The following is a 19,038-nucleotide window of genomic DNA, read 5'->3' as shown; positions in this document are numbered from 1 at the left end:
ATAAAAACGTCCTTTCTTAATTCAATTCTTGTTTATATGGAATAGAAGGTTGTGCGCCAAAACGTTGAACAGTCAAAGAAGAAGCTTTATTTCCATAGGTAATTGCTTCCTCTAAATTACTAAAATCAGTTGCTAACATGCTACTCATCGCACCAATGAATGTATCACCTGCAGCTGTCGTATCGACTGCATTCACTTTGAACGCTGGCACGATCCCATTTTTGCTGTTTTTAATCGAGTAAAATGCGCCTTTACTTCCGATCGTGATAATTACAACTTCGATTCCTAATTGATGTAAGTGAGCTGCAGCCTGTTTTAAGCTTTCTTCGTCCGTAATCGAAATCCCTGTTAAAATTTCTGTTTCTGTTTCATTAGGAATAATCATATCTGTTACTTTCAATAACTCTTCAGGCACATTTTCTAATGCTGGGGCAGGATTCAAAATTGTTTTTACTCCAACCTCTTTTGCTAGGTTAAAAGCTTCAATCGTACTTTCTACAGCGCTTTCAAACTGTGCGATGATAAAATCACTTTTTTCGATGATCGCTTTGTTTTGTCTAACTTGTTCTGGTGTAAACGCATTGTTCGCTCCGGCATGGATCATAATACTATTTTCCCCAGCATCATCAACGATGATGTAAGCTTGACCAGTCGCTTGGTTTTCAAGAGTTGCTACACCTTGTAAATTGATTTCTTCTTGTTCTAAAAGCTCAGCCATTGTTTTGCCAGCTTCATCGGTACCAATCGCTCCAATAAAATGAGTAGTAGCTTCTGAACGTCTTGCAGCAACTGCTTGGTTTGCTCCTTTTCCTCCGCCAGCTGAAAATGTTTCTTTCGTGTGGATCGTTTCTCCTGGTTTAGGCATGTGTTTAACTCGGATGGTCCGATCTAAATTAATGCTACCGATAACTGTTACAGTGTTCATTCCTTCATCACTCCATTATATTACATATTAATTGAATCAAACGCCATTCATCAATAATTAAAACGTTTTAACTCTACACCGAAAATATACCACAGATTGAAAGCTATTTCAAGAACCTATTTTTTCTAATTTTTTATTAGCAATCAGCAGCTTCATTTTTACCAGCATTCTAAAACAAAAAAGCTGAACACTTGTGCTGACTTGCTTCAGTTAGATCTTGGTCTAACTTAAGACATTCACAACACAAGGCTCAGTTTTTTTATTTCACAACACCAATCAGAAAAAATAACCATCTGCAAAGTTAACTAATAAATCACTGATTATTTATTTCGATGCTTTACCTGGTTCAGAGGCAATGATTGATAACTCTCCTTGAACCGTCCATTCTGTCACATCATTTGGTAAAATAAAACTTGCCCCTTTAGTTAATGGGTAAATTTTTTCATTAACAACTAACTCTCCTGCTCCATCGATTACTGTCGCTAATGTATAAGGTGCTTGTTTTTTAAATGATGTAATTCCTTTGATATCCCATTCATAAACATTAAAAAACTCGGTCTCTAAATACGTAACGATCGAAGAATTCCCTTTACGTACTTCTTTCATTTGAATCTGTGGCGTAATAGCTGGAACAGTTGTCACATCAATTGATTGTTGGATATGCAATTCACGCGTATTGCCATTGGCATCTTTACGGTCATAATCATATACACGATAAGTCGTGTCCGAGCTTTGTTGCGTTTCTAAAATCATGATCCCTTTACCAATTGCATGGATCGTTCCACTAGGGACATAGAAAAAGTCGCCTTTTTTAACTGGGACTTTTTTCAATAAGTCATCCCAACGACCCTCTTGGATCATCTCAGCAAGTTCTTCTCTTGTTTTTGCATGATGGCCATAAATGATTTCTGCTCCAGGTTCAGCATCAATGATATACCAACATTCTGTTTTTCCTAACTCACCTTCGTGCTTCATTCCATAAGCATCATCTGGATGGACTTGTACTGATAACTCGTCTTCTGCATCTAAGATTTTAATTAATAATGGAAAGACAGGCTCAGTTGGGTTGCCAAACAATTCCTTGTGGTTTTGCCATAACTCGTCTAATTTTTGTCCTTGGTATTCACCGTTTTCAACGACACTTACACCATGTGGATGTGCGCTGATCGCCCAATCTTCACCGATTTTGTCATTAGGTATATCAAATCCAAATACTGATCTTAAACGGCTGCCTCCCCAAATTTTTTCTTGAAAAACTGGTTTTAAAAACATAGGTTCTTGCATAGTTCAAACTCCTCTCAATGATCATAGTTATTATAGCATCATTTTTTTAATAACGCTTTCTCTTTCAAAAATTTTTCAACAATTTCATCACGACAACGAATATAAGCTTCACGATGATCCGTTGGATGGATACGGTTTGATAAGAAAATAAATGCTTCCTGTTCAATAATGTCAATTAGTAAGAACGTGCCCGTATAACCAGTATGAAAAAGAATTGGTTGCTGTTGTTCTAATCCTTTTTTTAAATCCCATCCTAAGGAACGATTGCCTTTTTTCGTTGGCGTATGATCTTGTAAAAGTGAGCGAATCGTTTGTTCTTCTAAAAAACGCCCATTTTCAGCTTTCCCTAAATTCAAATACATTTTTACAAAGGTAATACTGTCCTCTAAATCAAGAAACAACCCAGCATTTCCTGCATGCTCAGCGAGTACTCTCGCTTTAGGATCATGTGTAACGCCCCGCAAAACCTCACCTGAAGCGAGTTGTTGTGTGGGAACAATTCTTTTAGAAGGATAAGGTAAAAACGTACTGTGCATCATCCCTAAAGGCGCTAATACTTGTTCTTCAAATAATTCTGTGGCTGGCTCTTGGAAAATCTCTTCAAGCATCAATCCTAATAAAATCGTGCCTGCATCTGTATATTTCACTAATTTCCCTAACTGATCACCAGGTTGAAGCTTTAAATAGGCTTCGATCAGCTGTTCTTGAGAGAGTTGATCTCGATTAGGAATCCAAGTTTCAATATTTGATGTATGAGTCAGTAAATGTCGTATCGTGATTGTTTCATTTTCAAAAGCCGGTAAATAATGGTGTAACGGTTTGTCTAAGTCGATTTTACCATCTTCCCACAAGCGTAACACTAGACTGGTGGTAGCGATCACTTTTGTTAAAGAAGCCACATCAAATAATAGATCTGCTGTCATTGGTTGGGTTTCAGGTACGATCTGTGCATGACCTGCTGAAAAAGTTTCAACATGCTTATGCTTAATAAACGCACCAACAACACCAGGATAATAACCTTCTTCAAGTTTATTTAAAATCAACTGTTTCGTTTCTGGGTACATTTTATTCTCCTTCTCTGTCGAAGAAATCAATTTTTGTTCATCATGCTAAGTCAAATCATATAGCTTTCTCCAAGAGGATGCAAGTAGATAAAGGTCGTGAAAACATCGGGTAGCTCCGATGACAATAAGAAAGAATTTTTTGAAACAGCTCCTCATGTTTTAAATAATTCAGGCTTATTTCAAGGAGCTGATGTTTGAACGCCGTGGATAAAGGTCGTGAAAAGAGCGTTTTTCCCTGAGTAATAAGGAGGAAAATCTCGAAACAGCTCCTCATGTTTTGAGATTTTTTGATTTATTACCGAAGGGCAGCTCTTTGAACACTGTGGATTAGGTCGTGAAAGAAGCGATTAGCTCCGAACGAATAAGAGAGGATTTTTTAAAATAGCTTCTCATATTTTAGAAAATCATCGCTTATTGCTGAGGAGTTGCTTCTTGAACGCCGTGGGTAAGGTCGTGAAAACATCGGTCAGCTCCAATGACAATAAGAAATTTTTTAAACCAACTTTTCTTCTATCATCTTATATCTTAGAGAAACTTCTTTAGTTGAAGAGTTGTTTCTGGTATCTCTTTATATATTGAACAAAAAATCAGCTTTCGATTTCCGTTGTTGCTTGTGATGCGCTTTGCCAACAATGAACAAAAGCAAAAGCCCCTAAACATCAAATCGTTAGGAGCTATTTCTACCTATTCAATTATTTGTCTTCGCTTTATTTTTTGGCTTTTTTTGTATCGATCACAAACCACCATTCGATACCAATCGCATCATAAATTGTTAACACAGTATGTCTTTGATCGATAAAGAAGTCAACTGCAGTTTCATTTAAATGCTGAATCAACTGTTCCATGCTTTCTTGATCAATCACGAATTTCAAGAAATCTAAACCTAATACTTCATGAGTCGGCAAGGCTAATGCCTCACTATTTGCTTCTGAGATTCCTACATGGAAGTTCCCTTCATTTAAAACATGTAATCCGTTCTTTTCTTCCCGAACTTTTAGTCCAAGTAAATCACTTAAAAAACGGCGTTCTTCTTCGCTATCAAAAACGTTTAAATGGATTTTTTCAAAGTAAGAATTAGCGGATAATTTTTTGTAACGCTCTTCTGACTTACGTAATAATGACTCTTGATCCATTGCTTCTGGTTGATTTCGTTCTTGAACATTGTCCTCTTCGTGATAAATTTCTAATTCGTTACCTTCTGGATCCTTAAGTAAGATCCCCATGCGCCCTTGATTTTCTAACGCATCTTCAATTGGATAGTTTGTTTTACGGATACGGGAAAGGATATCAGCCATTTCTGCTACCGTTGGAATAATCAATGAAAAACGTTTCAGTTTTTTGATTTCCCCAATGTAATCATGCGCTCTAGGACTTTCTTCTAGCAATAGCATCTCACTATTTTGCTCTTGTGTCCCTAAAATAGCTAATTCATTTTCTTCCCGTTTCAAATCAAAACCGATCGTATTTTTGTAAAAATCAATCATTTTATCTCTATCTTTAACCCGGATTGCTACACTTTTTAGGTAAGTAGTAGACCCCAATTTAAATTCTTTCATTTTTCTTGCTCCCCTCTACGTCCAGCTTTATTTTAACGATGCTTCACATTTCTTTCAAGCAATAAATGGGTTTTTATTAAAAAAAATGTGAGAATTTTCGCATTTTCCACGCAATACTGCAATTATTTTTAAATAACATTCATTATAATAAATAAAACGCATGGAACGCTTCAGATGCTCTTTCCATGCGTTTTACTATTAATGAATTGTTAAGAAACAGCTTATTCGGAAAACTGGCTGTTATATAAATCAGCATAAAACCCATCTTTTTCCATCAATTGATCATGATTTCCTGTTTCAACAATTGAACCATGGTTCATGACAATAATGTTATCGGCATCTCGAATGGTTGACAGACGGTGAGCTACTACAAAGCTTGTTCGATTTTCTAATAAACGATTCATCGCTTTTTGGATCAAAATCTCTGTCCGAGTATCCACACTAGAAGTTGCTTCATCAAGTATCAATACATCCGGATTAGCTAAAAATGCCCGAGCAATCGTGATTAACTGTCGTTGCCCTTGGGAAATGTTGCTGGCATCTTCATTTAATACCGTTTGATAACCTTCAGGCAGTTTGCGAACAAAGTCATCAACATGGGCAGCTTTGGCTGCTTCAATCACTTGTTCGTCAGTTGCATCATCGTTCCCGTATTTGATATTGTCGTAGATGCTACCTGTAAATAGCCATGTATCTTGCAGAACCATTGAAAATTGAGCACGTAAGTTATCTCGAGATAAATCTCTCGTATCTACCCCGTCATAACGGATACTTCCGCCAGAAACATCATAGAAACGTTCTAACAAGTTGATCAAGGTCGTTTTACCAGCACCAGTTGGACCAACAATGGCCACCATTTCTCCAGGTTTCACATCCAGATTAAAATCTGTCATCAATAGTTGATCTTTGGTATAACCGAATTGAACATTTTCAAAACGAACTTTATATGGTGTGTTCTCTTCAACAGGTAACCCAGATTTTTTATCAGACATTTCCTCTTCATCCAGCACTTCAAAAACCCGTTCCGCAGATGCAACAGTTGACTGGATCGTGTTCATTAAACTTGCAAGTTGAGTAATCGGCTGTGAGAATTGTGTCGTATATTGTAAGAACGCTTGAACGTCCCCAAGTGTCACATTCCCATTTGCAACTTTGATCCCACCTAATACAGCAACAAATACATAGCCAAGATTTTTAACGAAGTTCATCAAAGGCATAATGATCGCAGAGATAAACTGCGCTTTCCACCCTGCAGCATATAACTTATCGTTTTCTTCTTCAAAAACTTCTTGGTCTTTGGCTGTATGATTAAAAGTTTTGACGATCGTATGACCACCATAAGTTTCTTCTACTTGGTTGTTTAAGAGACCTAAACTTTTTTGTTGCTCTGCAAAAAAGACTTGGGATTTGGGTGCAATGATCATCACGACGATCAAACTCAATGGAATCATCAGTAAAGCCACTAACGTCAATTGCCAACTAATAGAAAGCATCATAACGATGACACCGATCAAAGTAACTGCACTTGTTACAAACTGTGTTAAGTTTTGTTGAAGGGTACTGGCAATATTATCCATATCATTGATTGCACGAGACATGATGTCTCCATTTGTATGTGTATCATAATAAGAAATCGGTACACGATTCATTTTTGCTTCTAGATCATGACGTAACTCATAAACTGTTCGTTGCGATACTCGTGTCATAATAAATTGTTGCAAGAAATTGAATACTGCAGAAATCAAATACATCACAATAACCGTGGCGATGATTTGAGCAATTTTATCAAAATCAATTGGGAATTTAGAAATTTGTTGCCCCGCTTGCATTTGTTTTGCACCAGCCATCACCCCATTAAAAATCTCAGTAGTTGCTCTCCCTAATACTTTTGGTGTTTGGATCTGGAAAATGACTGCTGCGATCGCTAATAAAAATACAGCAATGATCGCAACCGAGCGTTTTGACATATAGCCAAATAAACGTTTCACTGTGCCCCAAAAATTCTTTGGTTTTTCTCCTTTTGCCCCAATGTTTCGACCGGGTCCGTGACCGCCGCCAGGCATTGGTCGTTGAGAAGGTTTGGTCGTTCCTTTACTCATGCTAGATCCTCCTCTCTTAATTGTGAATGAACGATTTCCTGATAGGTTTCATTCGTTTTAAGAAGTTCATCGTGTGTGCCTTTGCCAACTAGTTTTCCTTCATCAAGGACTAAGATCATATCCGCATCCATTACTGTACTTACTCGTTGTGCAACTAAAACCGTAATACTTTCTTTCATATTTTGTTTTAAAGCTTGACGTAATTTTGCATCTGTTTTAAAGTCCAAAGCCGAGAAAGAATCATCAAATACATAAATATCAGCTGGTTTGACTAATGCTCGAGCAATCGCCAAACGTTGTCTTTGCCCACCAGAAAAATTTCCTCCGCCTTGTTCAACATGACTGTCTAAGCCCTCTTCCATTTCTGAAACGAAGTCTTTGGCTTGGGCGATTTCTAACGCTTTCCAAATCATTTCATCAGTAGCATCTGCTTTGCCGTACTGCATGTTTTCTCTGATCGTGCCAGAGAACAACATGGCTTTTTGTGGAACAAAGCCCATCAATTCACGCAAATTATACTGAGTCATATCGGTAATACTTACACCATCAATCTTGATTGTTCCTGATTCGACATCGTATAGTCGTGGGATAAGGTTGACTAAAGTAGATTTACCCGAACCAGTTCCACCAATAATCGCAACAGTTTCGCCTGATTTTGCTGAAAAATCAATATCTTCTAATGCCAGCTTCTCAGCTCCATGGTACCGGTAGTTGACATGTTCAAATGAGATTGTGGCAGCTTTACCTGCAGGAGTCACCTCAGTTGGGTTCTCAGGATCTGAGATACCTACTTTTTCATCTAATACTTCATTGATCCGATCAGCAGAAGCTTGCGCTCGAGGGACCATGATAAAAATAGCTGAAAGCATCATAAAGCTAATTAAAATTTGCATAGCATACGTCATAAATGCAATTAGGTTTCCGACTTCTAACGTCATATCTGCTATGTAGTGTCCACCAAACCAAGTAATTGCTACGTTTGTTCCACTCATAATCAAAGTCATCATCGGCATCATCAATGCAACGATCGTGTTGACTTTAATTGCTGTATTTGTATAATCTTTGTTTGCTAAATCAAAACGATTTTCTTCAAAACGTGTCTTATCAAACGCTCGTATTACCCTTACCCCTGTTAATCCTTCACGAAACACTAGGTTCAAACGGTCTGTCTTCTTTTGCATGCTCTTGAATAGTGGTACCGCAAAAAACATGATTCCGCCGATCACCACTAGCATGATTGGAATAACTACTAAGAAGATTTTGGTTAATTGATGATCTTTTTGATAAGCAAGAAAACTTGCGCCAACCAATGTGATCGGTGCATTGATCATCATTCTTAAAAACATTTGCGTAACCATCTGGATTTGTGTCACGTCATTAGTTGTACGGGTAATCAAGGATGCTGTACCATATTTGTCAAATGCATCTTTTGTTAAACTTTCAGATTTTTTATAAACATCGGTACGTAATTGCTTTCCTAATTTTTGTGACTCACGTGTAGCAAAAAAGGTATTTGCGATCGCTGCGATGATACTAATCAAAGAAAAACCGATCATAACAAAACCTGTTTGCCAAATATAATCAACATCACCTCGTGCTACACCTTTATCAATGATATTTGATGTGAGCGTCGGCAAATAAAGATCTGATAAAACTTGGATAACCATGAACAACGTGGCTGCAATAGCTGAAGTCAGTGAAATCCGTTTGACGATTTTTAGCATGTAATTCCCCTCTTTCTATTGATATACGCCGTCTTTCAACCATGATAGTTTTAATTTAAATTCTTTAATAGCATGATCCACGGAGTAATTTTCGTTTTTTGAAAATGATTTATAGGCATGAGCAATCGTAGTAAAGACGATATTCATGATCAATTGGATCAGTAGTTCCAGTTCATGATCATCGTTTACTTTCAGTGTCGTTCGATCAATCAATCCAATTAATTCTTTTGCCTCTTTTTGATGTTTTGCATGTGAATGACGCTGATCATCTTTTGTATGTGGCACGACTTTACGAGAAGCACGATAGTCCAAATTCATGAAAAGATTACGATAAAAAGAAGCATTTTCCCCAACTAAAATCTCCCGAATGATTTTAGTAAAATAAAGCTCGAATCCTTGAAATAAATCACCATCGACATCTTTTATCAGTTGGAACATATCTTTTGAACTATCACGTCGAACAGTTTCAAAATAATAATAGTAAAGATCTTCTTTATCTTCAAAATACTGATAAAAACTACCTCTAGGGATTTCTGCGATCTTCACGATATTTGCGATAGAAGCATCTTTTAATGGTACTCTGGAAAACTCAATCCTAGCTGCTTCTAATAAACGTTTCTGCTTTTCCTCTGGTAAATGAAAAAAAGTTTTCGTAGGCATCTTTTTCCTCCTCTCTAAAAATGACACACTGTCACATGACACTATGTCATTATAACATCAAGAAGATGTTTTGCAATACTTTTCCATGTTTTTTCATGAAAAGACTAAAAAAATTCATAATTAAAAATCGAACCTTAAAAAAACTTGATAGCCTTTTCGCTTTCAAGTAAACTAGCTATGTTAGTCAGATAACAAGTCAGCTTAAAGGAGAGAATATTATGGCATCAGTTTTAGTAGTAAAAGGGCACCCATTAACTGCACAAGAATCACGTTCAGTTAAAGCATTAACAACTTTTTTAACTAGTTACAAAGAAAATCATCCAGAAGATGAAGTGACTGTTTTAGAGCTTTATCGTGATGATATCCCAGAAATCGATGAAGAATTACTTTCAGGATGGGAAGCACTTCGGGCAGGTGCTGAGTTCTCTACTTTGTCTGAAAGTCAACAACAAAAAATTGCTCGTTTCAATGAATTGACCGACCAATTTCTTGCTGCAGACAAGATCGTTATTGCAAATGCTTTATGGAACTTGAATATCCCAACAAAATTAAAAGCTTGGTTTGACACCGTCAATGTCGCTGGCAAGACATTCCGTTATACTGAAAACGGACCAGAAGGATTAGTTTCTGGTAAAAAAGCTTTGCACATCCAATCCAACGGAGGCATTTATAACGGTCAAGACTTCGCTTCTCAATATGTCAAAGGCATCTTAAACTTTGTCGGTATCGATCAAGTGGATCAATTATTTATTGAAGGTATCGACTATACCCCTGACCGTGCAGAAGAATTGATGCAATCAGCTTTAGATAAAGCTGCAGCATTTGGTCAAACGTTCTAATAAAAGCTACTTGCAGGTTTACTATAAAGTTAGTCCCTTACTAACTTTGATTGCTGCATAGCGAGTACCTAAAAATTTCTTAAAAAATTAAAAAAAAAACGAAGAATCTCGAAAATAGTTAAACTATTTTCGCTTTCTTCGTTTTTTTAGTCATGTGTTTTTAGTGCACAATTGGTTAGTCACTTTGTTTTTCTTCATATAAACTAGAGATAGTTGTATACCATTCAAAAACATGTGAGATGACCACTTTTGCTGCAGCATATACTGGAATACCTAAAATCACACCGACGATTCCAAACAGCTTCCCAGAAGTTAATAAAACTAATAAGATCGTGACCGGATGGATCGCCAATTGATTCCCTAAGACTAATGGAGAAATCAATCGTCCTTCAATCGTTTGTTCTAAAGCAAATACGATCAATACTTTGATCAACATGATCGGTCCCGCCACGATTCCTAAGAATACTGCCGGGATCATTGCTAAAAATGAGCCTAGATAGGGAATCAAATTTAAAAAGCCGGCAATGATCCCTAAGGTGACTGCATAATCGAGTCCAATGATTGCAAATCCAATCATAAACATGATCGCTACTGCAAAAGCCACCGTCAATTGTCCACGGATATAAGAAGAAACTTGATCGTTCATTTCACTTAATACTTTCAAAGTTGGTTTTCGCATACGTGTTGGTAGGAAATTCACAAAATAAGGGGCAAGTTGCTTGCCATCTTTCAATAAATAGAAAAGGATAAACGGCATAGTTAGCAAAGCAACAATAATCGTAGCAACTGCTCCCACAAAACTTCCTAAACTTTGAACCGTACTTTTTGAAATATCTTGGAGCATATCACCTGCTGAACTCATGAACTTATCGCCAGTAGCTTCCAATTGTTCCCTAAATTGGTTGAATAGAGGATCTCTTAGTATTTCTGTCAATTTATTATCGATCGTATCCACATATTGAGGAAAATGATTGATAAAACTCACGGTTTGCTCTTGGATTTTAGGAATGATTACCACTGTTCCCCAAGCAATCAGTGCCACGACTAATACAAATAACCCGATGATGCTATAGAGCCTTGGAACTTGGCGCTTTTCCAAATAGTCAACAACTGGATTCATCAAATAATACAAAATTGCCGCTAAAATAATGGGTAAGCCAACGATCGCCAGGAATTGCCAGATCGGGGCAAATAGATAGGACACCTTAGTAAATAAAAAAACGATCAATAAGATCAAAAGTACTACTAATAACGCAGTAACGACTTGATTATTTAAAAACCATCGCCAAAACCAAGAGACTGGTTTTGATCGCTTGTTTTTCCCTTCCATAATCTCACCTACTTGTATTTGATTTGTGTACCGACATGAATCTCAGGTAACTGATGTGGTGTTAAGTAAAGACCGTTCACAATACTATTTTCCTCAGAATAATGATCAAAAATCAGCGTAACATGCCCTACTGTGTTTAAATTTTCATTTGCCAATCTTCCCACATGTTCAATCTGATATTCTTGTTGATCAAAAAAAAGTGAATCCCCTTTTTTTAATGAAAATTTTTCGGTAGAAGTAATCTTTTGGATCACTGAATAGTTACGTAGTGTAGTTGTTGCTGTTCGATCAAATAAAATCAAGATCGGTTCTTGTTCACTTACTGCATTTTCTCCGATTTCTTTGATGGTTGCATGAATCATTTTATTCTCTCCTTTGTTACAAATTCTGTCGCTCAACTCTATATTCAGTATAACATATTCTCATTGTTTAACTCTCCTGTTTGAAATGTGCTAAAATAAACAAGGAACCTATTTCATACATTCTAGGAGGGATAAAATGAAAGAAAAAATCATTTTAGGGACGTACACAAGACGTGTGAGTGAAGGAATTTATACCATTGAATTAGATACAGAAAAAGCAGAAGTCTCAGGATTGAAGCTAGCTGTAAAAGAAAATAGTCCAACTTACTTAGCAAAAAGTGAAGCTGGTAATCTTTATAACGTCACAAGTCTGGACGGTTTAGGTGGGATCGGGGCTTACGATCAAGAATTCCATTTTTTGAATGCGGTAACAGAATCAGGCGCTCCTTTATGTTACGTCGCAGTTGATGAATCTCGTCAATTAGTATATGGTGCTAATTATCATAAAGGTGAAGTCAATGTTTATCGTATTCTAGACGATGGAGGTCTCGAAGCAACTGATGCCGTTTTTCATCAAGAAGCAACTGGTCCTCATAAAAATCAAGACCATGCACATGTCCATTATACTGATTTAACTCCAGACAACCGATTAGTGGTTTGTGACCTGGGAACGGATCGGGTCTATACGTATGATGTATCTGATCAAGGAAAATTAACTATAGTTTCTGAATTTGTGGCAGAACCTGGAACTGGTCCCCGCCACCTTGTCTTCCATCCTGCAAATGAAACCATTGCTTACCTATTTGGTGAACTTGATAGTACTGTTCGTGTGCTTTCGTATAATAAAGCCCAAGGCAGCTTTGAAGAAAAACAAAAAATTAGTACACTACCAGCTGATTTTCAAGGAGAAAATGGTGGTGCTGCGATTCGTATTTCAGATGATGGTCGATTTGTATATGTTTCCAATCGTGGCCATAACTCAATTGCAGTCTTTGCAGTTTCTGAAAAGGATCAACTGTTGGAATGTATCCAAATTATTTCTACTGAAGGCGATTTCCCTAGAGATTTCGCTTTAGATCCTACGAACGACTATGTCTTATGTGCCAATCAAAATACCGATAATCTTACGCTTTTCACGCGAAATAAAGAGACTGGTTTACTAGAATTACGCCAAAAAGACATCTATGCACCAGAATGTGTCTGTGTTTATTTTGAAAAGGAGCAGTAACATGAACAAAGATGAAGTATTGGATCGATTACGGGAAGAGTTAGAAATTCCTTTTTTCCAAGGAAAGTTAGAAGAAAAAGAATATAGTGAAGCAGATTATCAAAAATTAAAACAAGATTTACTTCAATATTTTGATGATTATGTCAGAAATGTTGAAAATTAAATAAATGATCGGAAAAGTACTACTTGATTTGATCATGACGAAAACTCGAAACAAGTTTTTCACGTTTCGAGTTTTTTGGCTTAGTGTTGAAACTCCGCTGGGTATAATATTTGTTCATCTGAACTACATTGTTTTCGGTGAACGATTTGTTAAAAGCAGCCTCTATAAGTTGAATTTGAATATGGAGGGATTGAGTTGAACTGAGACAAACGATCGGTAAATAGCAAAAACCGTCAAGTTGGTTAGGCTTGACGGTAAAAGTGAATGATTCGATCGAATAATTCAAAATTGTTGTTGGTATAGGTTACTTTCATATAATAAGTGATTGACTGATTTTTATCATAAAAAACATATGATAATTAAATTAAAACACTCTATTTTTCAACGAAACTTTATACTGTTTTATTTTTTCAACAATAAATTTGTCATTTTTTGGATGGCTGAAGAAATATTTTCTGTCGCTTGATCCTGTTTTTCTTCAGAAGCATCAAATAAATCATGGTCAACTCCAGACTCTGGTTGGATACTTTGAGTCATTTCTTCACAACCAGCCACGTAGGAAGTATAGGCTTTTTCAAAACTTTTATGAATACCCATTACTTTTGCTGGTGGTCGCAACTGACTGATTTTTTTCAATATCACACGATATTTTTTTGTTCCTTCTTCAAACAAATGAACAATTTCAGCTAACTCTTCTGGAGACAAGTCTTCTGTTTTTTTCTGATCAATCGCTTCTCTGATCACTTGATATTTTGGATGCATCTGTTCACCGATCTCTTCCGTCTCTTTGACCATTCGATCGACTGATTGTACATAATAACCAATATTTGGTAACATTCTTTCTCCTACTTTCGATTTTATTTCTCTTTTATTTTACCTTTTTTTAGCACAATTGAATAGGCTTTCTACCCAGAGTAATAAAGTCATATGTTATTTTTCAAAAAAATTTGTTTGTAAACTGTATTTTTCTCCAGAAACAATATCATATTGAATCATCTCATAAGCTTGATAAAGTTCTGCTTGTTTTTTGTTTAATTGTGCTTCCCGATGCCATTGCCCCTCTTGGTAGTATAGTTCTCGCTCAAATGCTGGTAATTCATTTTGAAGTGCCAACAATAATTGATAAAAACCAGTTGTCTGTTGATTAGTCTGATTCATCAAGTCAGCAGCAAAATAAAAGGGACTTGTAACAGGAGCTTCGGTTTTTTCTAATTCTCCTTGACTATCAAACATCAAAAACTGTGTTTCGTGTAATGTGTGTTTCTCATTACTATTTTGAATGGTGTCAGAATAGATCCCTGGTAAATGATCTCCCCAGAAAACAACTAGTGTTCTTCTTGATAACTTCTTCAGTTCTTCCGTGAACGCTTTTAAGGATTGGCTACTATACGAAATATCTTGAAGATAATTTTCTAAACTACTTATCCCACTATTATCCTCTGTTTTGGCTGTATATTCGAGCTGCTGATATTTTCCATCATAAGGCATATGGGTTTGCATCGTCACAAGATGGATAAATTGGGGTGTATCGTCCTCTTTTAAAAGATCCATCACTTCTTGATAAGCAGAAGCATCAGAAATGTAGGGATTATCTTCAATGGTGTCTGTATACGTCATCGTATTTTCACTAATAAATTCATCAAAACCTAAAACCTCATAAACATCTTTTCTTTTGTACATCGAGGTGTTATAAGGATGGATCGCAGTCGTATGATAATTTTGATCTTTCAATGTTGAAACGATCGAAGGTAATTGATTCATTTTAGGTACTAGCATTGTGTAGGGTGTTGTTAATTGAGCATTGAATAGTCCCATTGAAAAACCAGTTAATGCTTCAAATTCGATATTGGCTGTTCCCCCACCATAATTTTGAGAAAGCATCTGACCACTATAAGTTTGATCAGCCACCGCATAATAATCTGCCAAAGGATCACCGGTAATTTCCACCCCATTCAAACGACTAGGATCTGAAAAACTTTCGCTCATCACATAAATGATATTCGGTTGTTCTTCTGAGGCAGTTTTATTTTTTTCATCTGCCAGCTTTTGATAGTGTGATGTAATTTCCTTTATTTTTTCTTCGGAGTACCCTTTTGGCTTTTCCATTGGATCGATTTTTAAATTGTATAAGAAACCACCAATAAAACCTGTATTATAATAATTCATCTTTTGACTATAAGGAATCCACAAAGCCGTTTTGTTATATGCTTTACGTAATAAATTATTTGGGTTATTGAAATGACTAATATAAATTAGCGCAAAGATCGTAGTAAATAATGTGATCACTCGGATGGCTTGAAATTTCTTGTCTTTCTTAAAACTCCGATAGATAGCCCAGCAACCACCTGCTACCACCAATAGGATCATTCCTGCTAATAGATAAAACGAGGTTGTGCCTGTCATATCTTTTAATAAACCAAACTCTTTGATCATCTTTAGGTCGTCGGGATAAATCGGTTCTTGTCGATAGGTCATTTTTAAATAGTTTGCGTAACCTAATATTCCAATGCCAACAAGATAAAAGAATGTTCCAAAGAGAAAAGAACCTAATACTGCCACTAAAAAAAGGAAGATCATTAATAACACTAAACAAGCTAATAAAAATTTTTCCGTATGCCACGAAAAAGCAAATTTTACAGCTAGATCAAAAGAAAGATCGTTTTGACACCATTGTAAATACAAATTGCTTAGTCCAACGACAAAAACGATACTTATCGCCACTAATGTATATTTTAACCAATTTTTCTGTTTGACAGACAATTGATTGAGACTATCTTTTATATGTCTTTTCAAATGGATACTCCTTTAATTCATTTATTATTCGATACCGCTTTCCTTATTTTAATGATTTCCAGATAACAAGTAAAGAACTGTCTGCAAACCCTTATCTTTTTTTATTCGTTGTCCGATTTGATTGCTCACAAATTGTCGACTGCTCAATATCGTATTGTAAAAGCATAACAATAGTATGCAAGTAGCGACTTATAAAAAAGGCGTTAAAAAAATCCTCCATGCGTTTATAATCTTAATTAATAGTACTTCATTGACGTACTACTACAGAATAGAACTGAAACCCAATGAATAGCTATTTTTAATCTTTTGTCTTAAATCTTGAAAAAGAACATGCGGTTCATATTCTCTTGATAATAGAAATAACCCGCTATATCCAGAAAATGCGAGAAGCTGTTTTCGGATATAGCAGGTTATTTTTCCATCTGAACTTTACTATGACAACCTTATTTTTTACTAAATGACGAGTTCATTAAAAACAAGCAATGCTACTTCATTCATTGGTGTGATCTTCAACAAAGTTTTTAGGCTTATTTCCAAAAATCATCTAACACCGAGATAGGTAAGTGTCGTTTATGCTGCGTTTTGTTCCACCAAGCTTCAATTTTTTGTTTGGCATCTGTTGGAACTTCTTTACCTTCTAAATAATCATCAATCTCAGTGTAAGTAACACCTAAAGCAACCTCATCGGCGATCAACGGCTTGCCATCTTCCAAATCAGCTGTTGGGATTTTGGTATAAAGTTTCTCAGGTGCCCCTAGTTCTTGTAATAATTGTTTTCCTTGACGTTTGTCCAAGCGGAATAATGGTAACAAATCGGCGCCACCGTCGCCATACTTTGTAAAGAAACCAGTAATGTTTTCAGCTGCATGATCCGTTCCCAAGACTGCTCCTGCATGACCACCTGCAATTGCATATTGTGTGATCATCCGTTGACGAGCTTTGATATTTCCTTTATTGAAGTCACTGACTTCGATCCCTGCAGCGACTAATTCAGCAACTTGCGCATCGACAGCAGGTTTGATATTCACTCGTAGGCGAACGTCAGGCTGGATAAACTCAACTGCAGCTTTCGCATCCTCTTCGTCTACTTGTTCGCCATAAGGTAAGCGTACAGCGATAAATTGATAACGATCGTCTTGTGTTTCTTCACGCATTTCTTCCATTGCTAATTGAGCCAAACGTCCCGCTAACGTAGAATCTTGTCCCCCACTGATTCCTAAAACAAAGGTTTTTAAGAAAGGATATTTCTTTAAATAAGCTTTCATGAAATCAATACTAGTTCGAATCTCACCTTGTGGATCAATGGTTGGTTTGACACCTAATTCTTGGATAATCTCTTCTTGTAAGCTCATTCTTTTTCCTCCTTAATATTCATTGTATAAAGTAGCTACGTTTTTCTTCATCCGTTCCATCGTAGCCATTTTATGATTCCAACAATCTGTTGATAAATCAACTGGGTATTTTTGTGGATTAAGGTCACGTTTGTACTCTTCCCACAGTGAATCAAGGTTATCACGTGTATATGCTTTGATTTCATCTAAAGTTGGTAATTCATAGACCCGTTCGCCCTTCACGAAAATATCTTGTAAGATAGGTCGAGCTGTAAAGTCACGCACCGTTTTATTGATAAAGGTATGCACAGGATGAAACATAAAAATCTCTGCTTCCTCTCTAGGATCTTCATCCCAAAGCGTAACGTAGTCTCCTTCTGATTTGCCATCAAAATTGCGAGTGATTCGCCACACTTGCTTCTTGCCAGGAGTTGTTACTTTTTCTGCATTGCTGGAAAGCTTGATTGTATCGATCATTTTGCCCTCTTTATCTTCAATTGAAACCAATTTGAAGACTGCACCAAGCGCAGGTTGGTCATAGGCTGTAATCAATTTCGTTCCTACACCCCAAACGTCGATTTTAGCTTTTTGCATTTTTAAATTTAAAATCGTTGCTTCATCTAAATCATTTGAAGCATAAATTTTAGCCTCAGTGAAACCAGCAGCATCTAATTGTTCACGAACACGTTTCGAAATATACGCCATGTCGCCACTATCGATACGAACCCCAAGGAAATTGATTTTATTGCCTAATTCTTTTGCTACACGGATCGCACTAGGCACACCAGATTTCAAGGTGTCGTAAGTATCAACTAAGAACACGCAGTCTTTATGAGTTTTCGCATAAGCCATAAACGCTTCATAATCATTTCCATAAGATTGAACAAGTGCATGCGCATGCGTTCCACTTGCAGGAATCCCAAAGATTTTCCCAGCTCTGACATTACTAGTAGCATCTGCTCCACCGATGTAAGCAGCTCGAGTTCCCCAAACAGCAGCATCCAATTCTTGCGCTCTTCTAGTACCAAATTCTAACAATGGATCATCGCCGATCACTGATTTGATTCTTGCTGCCTTCGTAGCGATCAACGTTTGAAAGTTCACCATATTCAGTAGGGCTGTTTCAATCAATTGACAATGTGCTAACGGACCTTCCACTTGGATCAATGGTTCATTGGCAAACACTAATTCACCTTCACGCGCCGAGCGGACAGTAGCTTTAAATTTAAATTCTTTTAAATATGTTAAAAAACCTTCTGGGTAGATGTCCATTTTGCGTAAGTATTCAATGTCTGACTCACTAAACGTCAAATTTTCTAAGTATTCCACAAGACGTTCTAATCCTGCAAACACGGCATACCCATGGTTAAATGGCATATCACGGAAATAGCATTCAAAAACAGCGTGGAGATCCGCACGACCTAATTCCCAGTACGTTTGCATCATGTTGATTTGGTATAAATCAGTATGCAACGTCAAACTGTCATCTGGGTAAATTTTATTCATCTTTATATTACTCCTCTTGGCAAGTTTTCATTTCTTATCCATTATAACAAAAAAACGCTAGAGTAGAAGAAATCTTGATTATTTTCTGAAAAAGGACAAATGAAAATAAATTTATAACCCAGAACAATAATGAACCAACCTCAAAAAATTTAGACTAAAAAGTGACCTTTTTGGGGGTCGACTTTTTTATGGTTACAGACAATTTTGAAGTGAAATTAAAAGTTGTCCAATCTT

General features: G+C 36.6%; 16 protein-coding genes. 3 read left to right on the top strand and 13 right to left on the bottom strand.

The window, feature by feature from the left end; translation table 11 throughout:
* Positions 1-16: 16 nt before the first annotated feature.
* The 7 genes from rbsK to IGJ11_RS02305 form a co-directional block, all read right to left on the bottom strand.
* Positions 17-925: a ribokinase gene (gene rbsK, locus IGJ11_RS02335; RefSeq protein ID WP_010738416.1), complete on the bottom strand. Its 909-nt coding sequence runs from the start codon at positions 923-925 to the stop codon at positions 17-19.
* 324 nt (positions 926-1,249) lie between these two features.
* On the bottom strand, positions 1,250-2,209 hold the full coding sequence (manA, locus tag IGJ11_RS02330; RefSeq protein ID WP_010720024.1) for a mannose-6-phosphate isomerase, class I: 960 nt from the start codon (positions 2,207-2,209) through the stop codon (positions 1,250-1,252).
* A 38-nt stretch (positions 2,210-2,247) separates the two neighbouring features.
* A complete protein-coding gene (locus tag IGJ11_RS02325) occupies positions 2,248-3,273 on the bottom strand; it encodes a serine hydrolase domain-containing protein (RefSeq protein ID WP_010720025.1) in 1,026 nt (341 codons plus the stop codon).
* 707 nt (positions 3,274-3,980) lie between these two features.
* On the bottom strand, positions 3,981-4,829 hold the full coding sequence (locus IGJ11_RS02320) for a VOC family protein (protein ID WP_207432837.1): 849 nt from the start codon (positions 4,827-4,829) through the stop codon (positions 3,981-3,983).
* 221 nt (positions 4,830-5,050) lie between these two features.
* Positions 5,051-6,928, bottom strand: coding sequence for an ABC transporter ATP-binding protein (locus IGJ11_RS02315; protein WP_207432834.1), 1,878 nt, complete (start codon positions 6,926-6,928; stop codon positions 5,051-5,053).
* Positions 6,925-8,652, bottom strand: a complete 1,728-nt coding sequence (locus IGJ11_RS02310) for an ABC transporter ATP-binding protein (protein ID WP_034699574.1) — start codon at positions 8,650-8,652, stop codon at positions 6,925-6,927. Before IGJ11_RS02310 ends, IGJ11_RS02315 begins: the two co-directional genes overlap by 4 nt.
* Positions 8,653-8,667: 15 nt before the next feature.
* Positions 8,668-9,312 carry a TetR/AcrR family transcriptional regulator gene (locus tag IGJ11_RS02305; RefSeq protein WP_207432823.1) on the bottom strand — a complete coding sequence of 215 codons (645 nt, stop codon included), beginning with the start codon at positions 9,310-9,312 and terminating at the stop codon, positions 8,668-8,670.
* Between the two features lie 218 nt (positions 9,313-9,530).
* On the opposite strand from IGJ11_RS02305, the gene IGJ11_RS02300 reads away from it, so the two are divergent.
* Positions 9,531-10,151 (top strand): NAD(P)H-dependent oxidoreductase, encoded by a 621-nt coding sequence (locus IGJ11_RS02300; RefSeq protein WP_010720030.1) that lies wholly within the window; start codon positions 9,531-9,533, stop codon positions 10,149-10,151.
* A gap of 175 nt (positions 10,152-10,326) precedes the next feature.
* Here IGJ11_RS02300 and IGJ11_RS02295 read toward each other — a convergent pair whose 3' ends face one another.
* Both IGJ11_RS02295 and IGJ11_RS02290 read right to left on the bottom strand, forming a co-directional pair.
* On the bottom strand, positions 10,327-11,481 hold the full coding sequence (locus tag IGJ11_RS02295; protein WP_010720031.1) for an AI-2E family transporter: 1,155 nt from the start codon (positions 11,479-11,481) through the stop codon (positions 10,327-10,329).
* Positions 11,482-11,489: 8 nt separating this feature from the next.
* Positions 11,490-11,843, bottom strand: coding sequence for a PTS glucitol/sorbitol transporter subunit IIA (locus tag IGJ11_RS02290; RefSeq protein ID WP_034699568.1), 354 nt, complete (start codon positions 11,841-11,843; stop codon positions 11,490-11,492).
* Between the two features lie 136 nt (positions 11,844-11,979).
* On the opposite strand from IGJ11_RS02290, the gene IGJ11_RS02285 reads away from it, so the two are divergent.
* Both IGJ11_RS02285 and IGJ11_RS02280 read left to right on the top strand, forming a co-directional pair.
* Positions 11,980-13,011: a lactonase family protein gene (locus IGJ11_RS02285; protein ID WP_207432820.1), complete on the top strand. Its 1,032-nt coding sequence runs from the start codon at positions 11,980-11,982 to the stop codon at positions 13,009-13,011.
* A 1-nt stretch (position 13,012) separates the two neighbouring features.
* Positions 13,013-13,174 carry a hypothetical protein gene (locus IGJ11_RS02280; RefSeq protein ID WP_010720034.1) on the top strand — a complete coding sequence of 54 codons (162 nt, stop codon included), beginning with the start codon at positions 13,013-13,015 and terminating at the stop codon, positions 13,172-13,174.
* Between the two features lie 402 nt (positions 13,175-13,576).
* Here IGJ11_RS02280 and IGJ11_RS02275 read toward each other — a convergent pair whose 3' ends face one another.
* The 4 genes from IGJ11_RS02275 to IGJ11_RS02260 form a co-directional block, all read right to left on the bottom strand.
* A complete protein-coding gene (locus IGJ11_RS02275; protein WP_010738426.1) occupies positions 13,577-14,011 on the bottom strand; it encodes a hypothetical protein in 435 nt (144 codons plus the stop codon).
* Between the two features lie 93 nt (positions 14,012-14,104).
* Complete coding sequence (locus IGJ11_RS02270) at positions 14,105-15,955, bottom strand: LTA synthase family protein (protein WP_207433146.1); 1,851 nt, start codon at positions 15,953-15,955, stop codon at positions 14,105-14,107.
* Between the two features lie 539 nt (positions 15,956-16,494).
* The gene (gene nadE, locus IGJ11_RS02265) at positions 16,495-17,319 is read right to left on the bottom strand and encodes an ammonia-dependent NAD(+) synthetase (RefSeq protein ID WP_010720037.1); all 825 of its coding nucleotides are present in this window, start codon (positions 17,317-17,319) and stop codon (positions 16,495-16,497) included.
* A 12-nt stretch (positions 17,320-17,331) separates the two neighbouring features.
* Complete coding sequence (locus IGJ11_RS02260; RefSeq protein WP_010738428.1) at positions 17,332-18,804, bottom strand: nicotinate phosphoribosyltransferase; 1,473 nt, start codon at positions 18,802-18,804, stop codon at positions 17,332-17,334.
* Positions 18,805-19,038: the final 234 nt, after the last annotated feature.

Source organism: Enterococcus sp. DIV0691, assembly GCF_051711145.1.
GTDB lineage: Bacteria > Bacillota > Bacilli > Lactobacillales > Enterococcaceae > Enterococcus_B > Enterococcus_B hirae.
The sequence above is the reverse complement of the archived record's forward strand: the minus strand, read 5'-3'. Positions and strand labels throughout refer to the sequence as shown.

Coding starts and splice junctions, on each gene's coding strand:
- IGJ11_RS02320 (WP_207432837.1), bottom strand. CDS start 4,829: ATGAAAGAATTTAAATTGGGGTCTACTACTTACCTAAAAAGTGTAGCA.
- IGJ11_RS02325 (WP_010720025.1), bottom strand. CDS start 3,273: ATGTACCCAGAAACGAAACAGTTGATTTTAAATAAACTTGAAGAAGGT.
- rbsK (WP_010738416.1), bottom strand. CDS start 925: ATGAACACTGTAACAGTTATCGGTAGCATTAATTTAGATCGGACCATC.
- IGJ11_RS02285 (WP_207432820.1), top strand. CDS start 11,980: ATGAAAGAAAAAATCATTTTAGGGACGTACACAAGACGTGTGAGTGAA.
- IGJ11_RS02305 (WP_207432823.1), bottom strand. CDS start 9,312: ATGCCTACGAAAACTTTTTTTCATTTACCAGAGGAAAAGCAGAAACGT.
- manA (WP_010720024.1), bottom strand. CDS start 2,209: ATGCAAGAACCTATGTTTTTAAAACCAGTTTTTCAAGAAAAAATTTGG.
- nadE (WP_010720037.1), bottom strand. CDS start 17,319: ATGAGCTTACAAGAAGAGATTATCCAAGAATTAGGTGTCAAACCAACC.
- IGJ11_RS02260 (WP_010738428.1), bottom strand. CDS start 18,804: ATGAATAAAATTTACCCAGATGACAGTTTGACGTTGCATACTGATTTA.
- IGJ11_RS02280 (WP_010720034.1), top strand. CDS start 13,013: ATGAACAAAGATGAAGTATTGGATCGATTACGGGAAGAGTTAGAAATT.
- IGJ11_RS02275 (WP_010738426.1), bottom strand. CDS start 14,011: ATGTTACCAAATATTGGTTATTATGTACAATCAGTCGATCGAATGGTC.
- IGJ11_RS02290 (WP_034699568.1), bottom strand. CDS start 11,843: ATGATTCATGCAACCATCAAAGAAATCGGAGAAAATGCAGTAAGTGAA.
- IGJ11_RS02310 (WP_034699574.1), bottom strand. CDS start 8,652: ATGCTAAAAATCGTCAAACGGATTTCACTGACTTCAGCTATTGCAGCC.
- IGJ11_RS02300 (WP_010720030.1), top strand. CDS start 9,531: ATGGCATCAGTTTTAGTAGTAAAAGGGCACCCATTAACTGCACAAGAA.
- IGJ11_RS02295 (WP_010720031.1), bottom strand. CDS start 11,481: ATGGAAGGGAAAAACAAGCGATCAAAACCAGTCTCTTGGTTTTGGCGA.
- IGJ11_RS02315 (WP_207432834.1), bottom strand. CDS start 6,928: ATGAGTAAAGGAACGACCAAACCTTCTCAACGACCAATGCCTGGCGGC.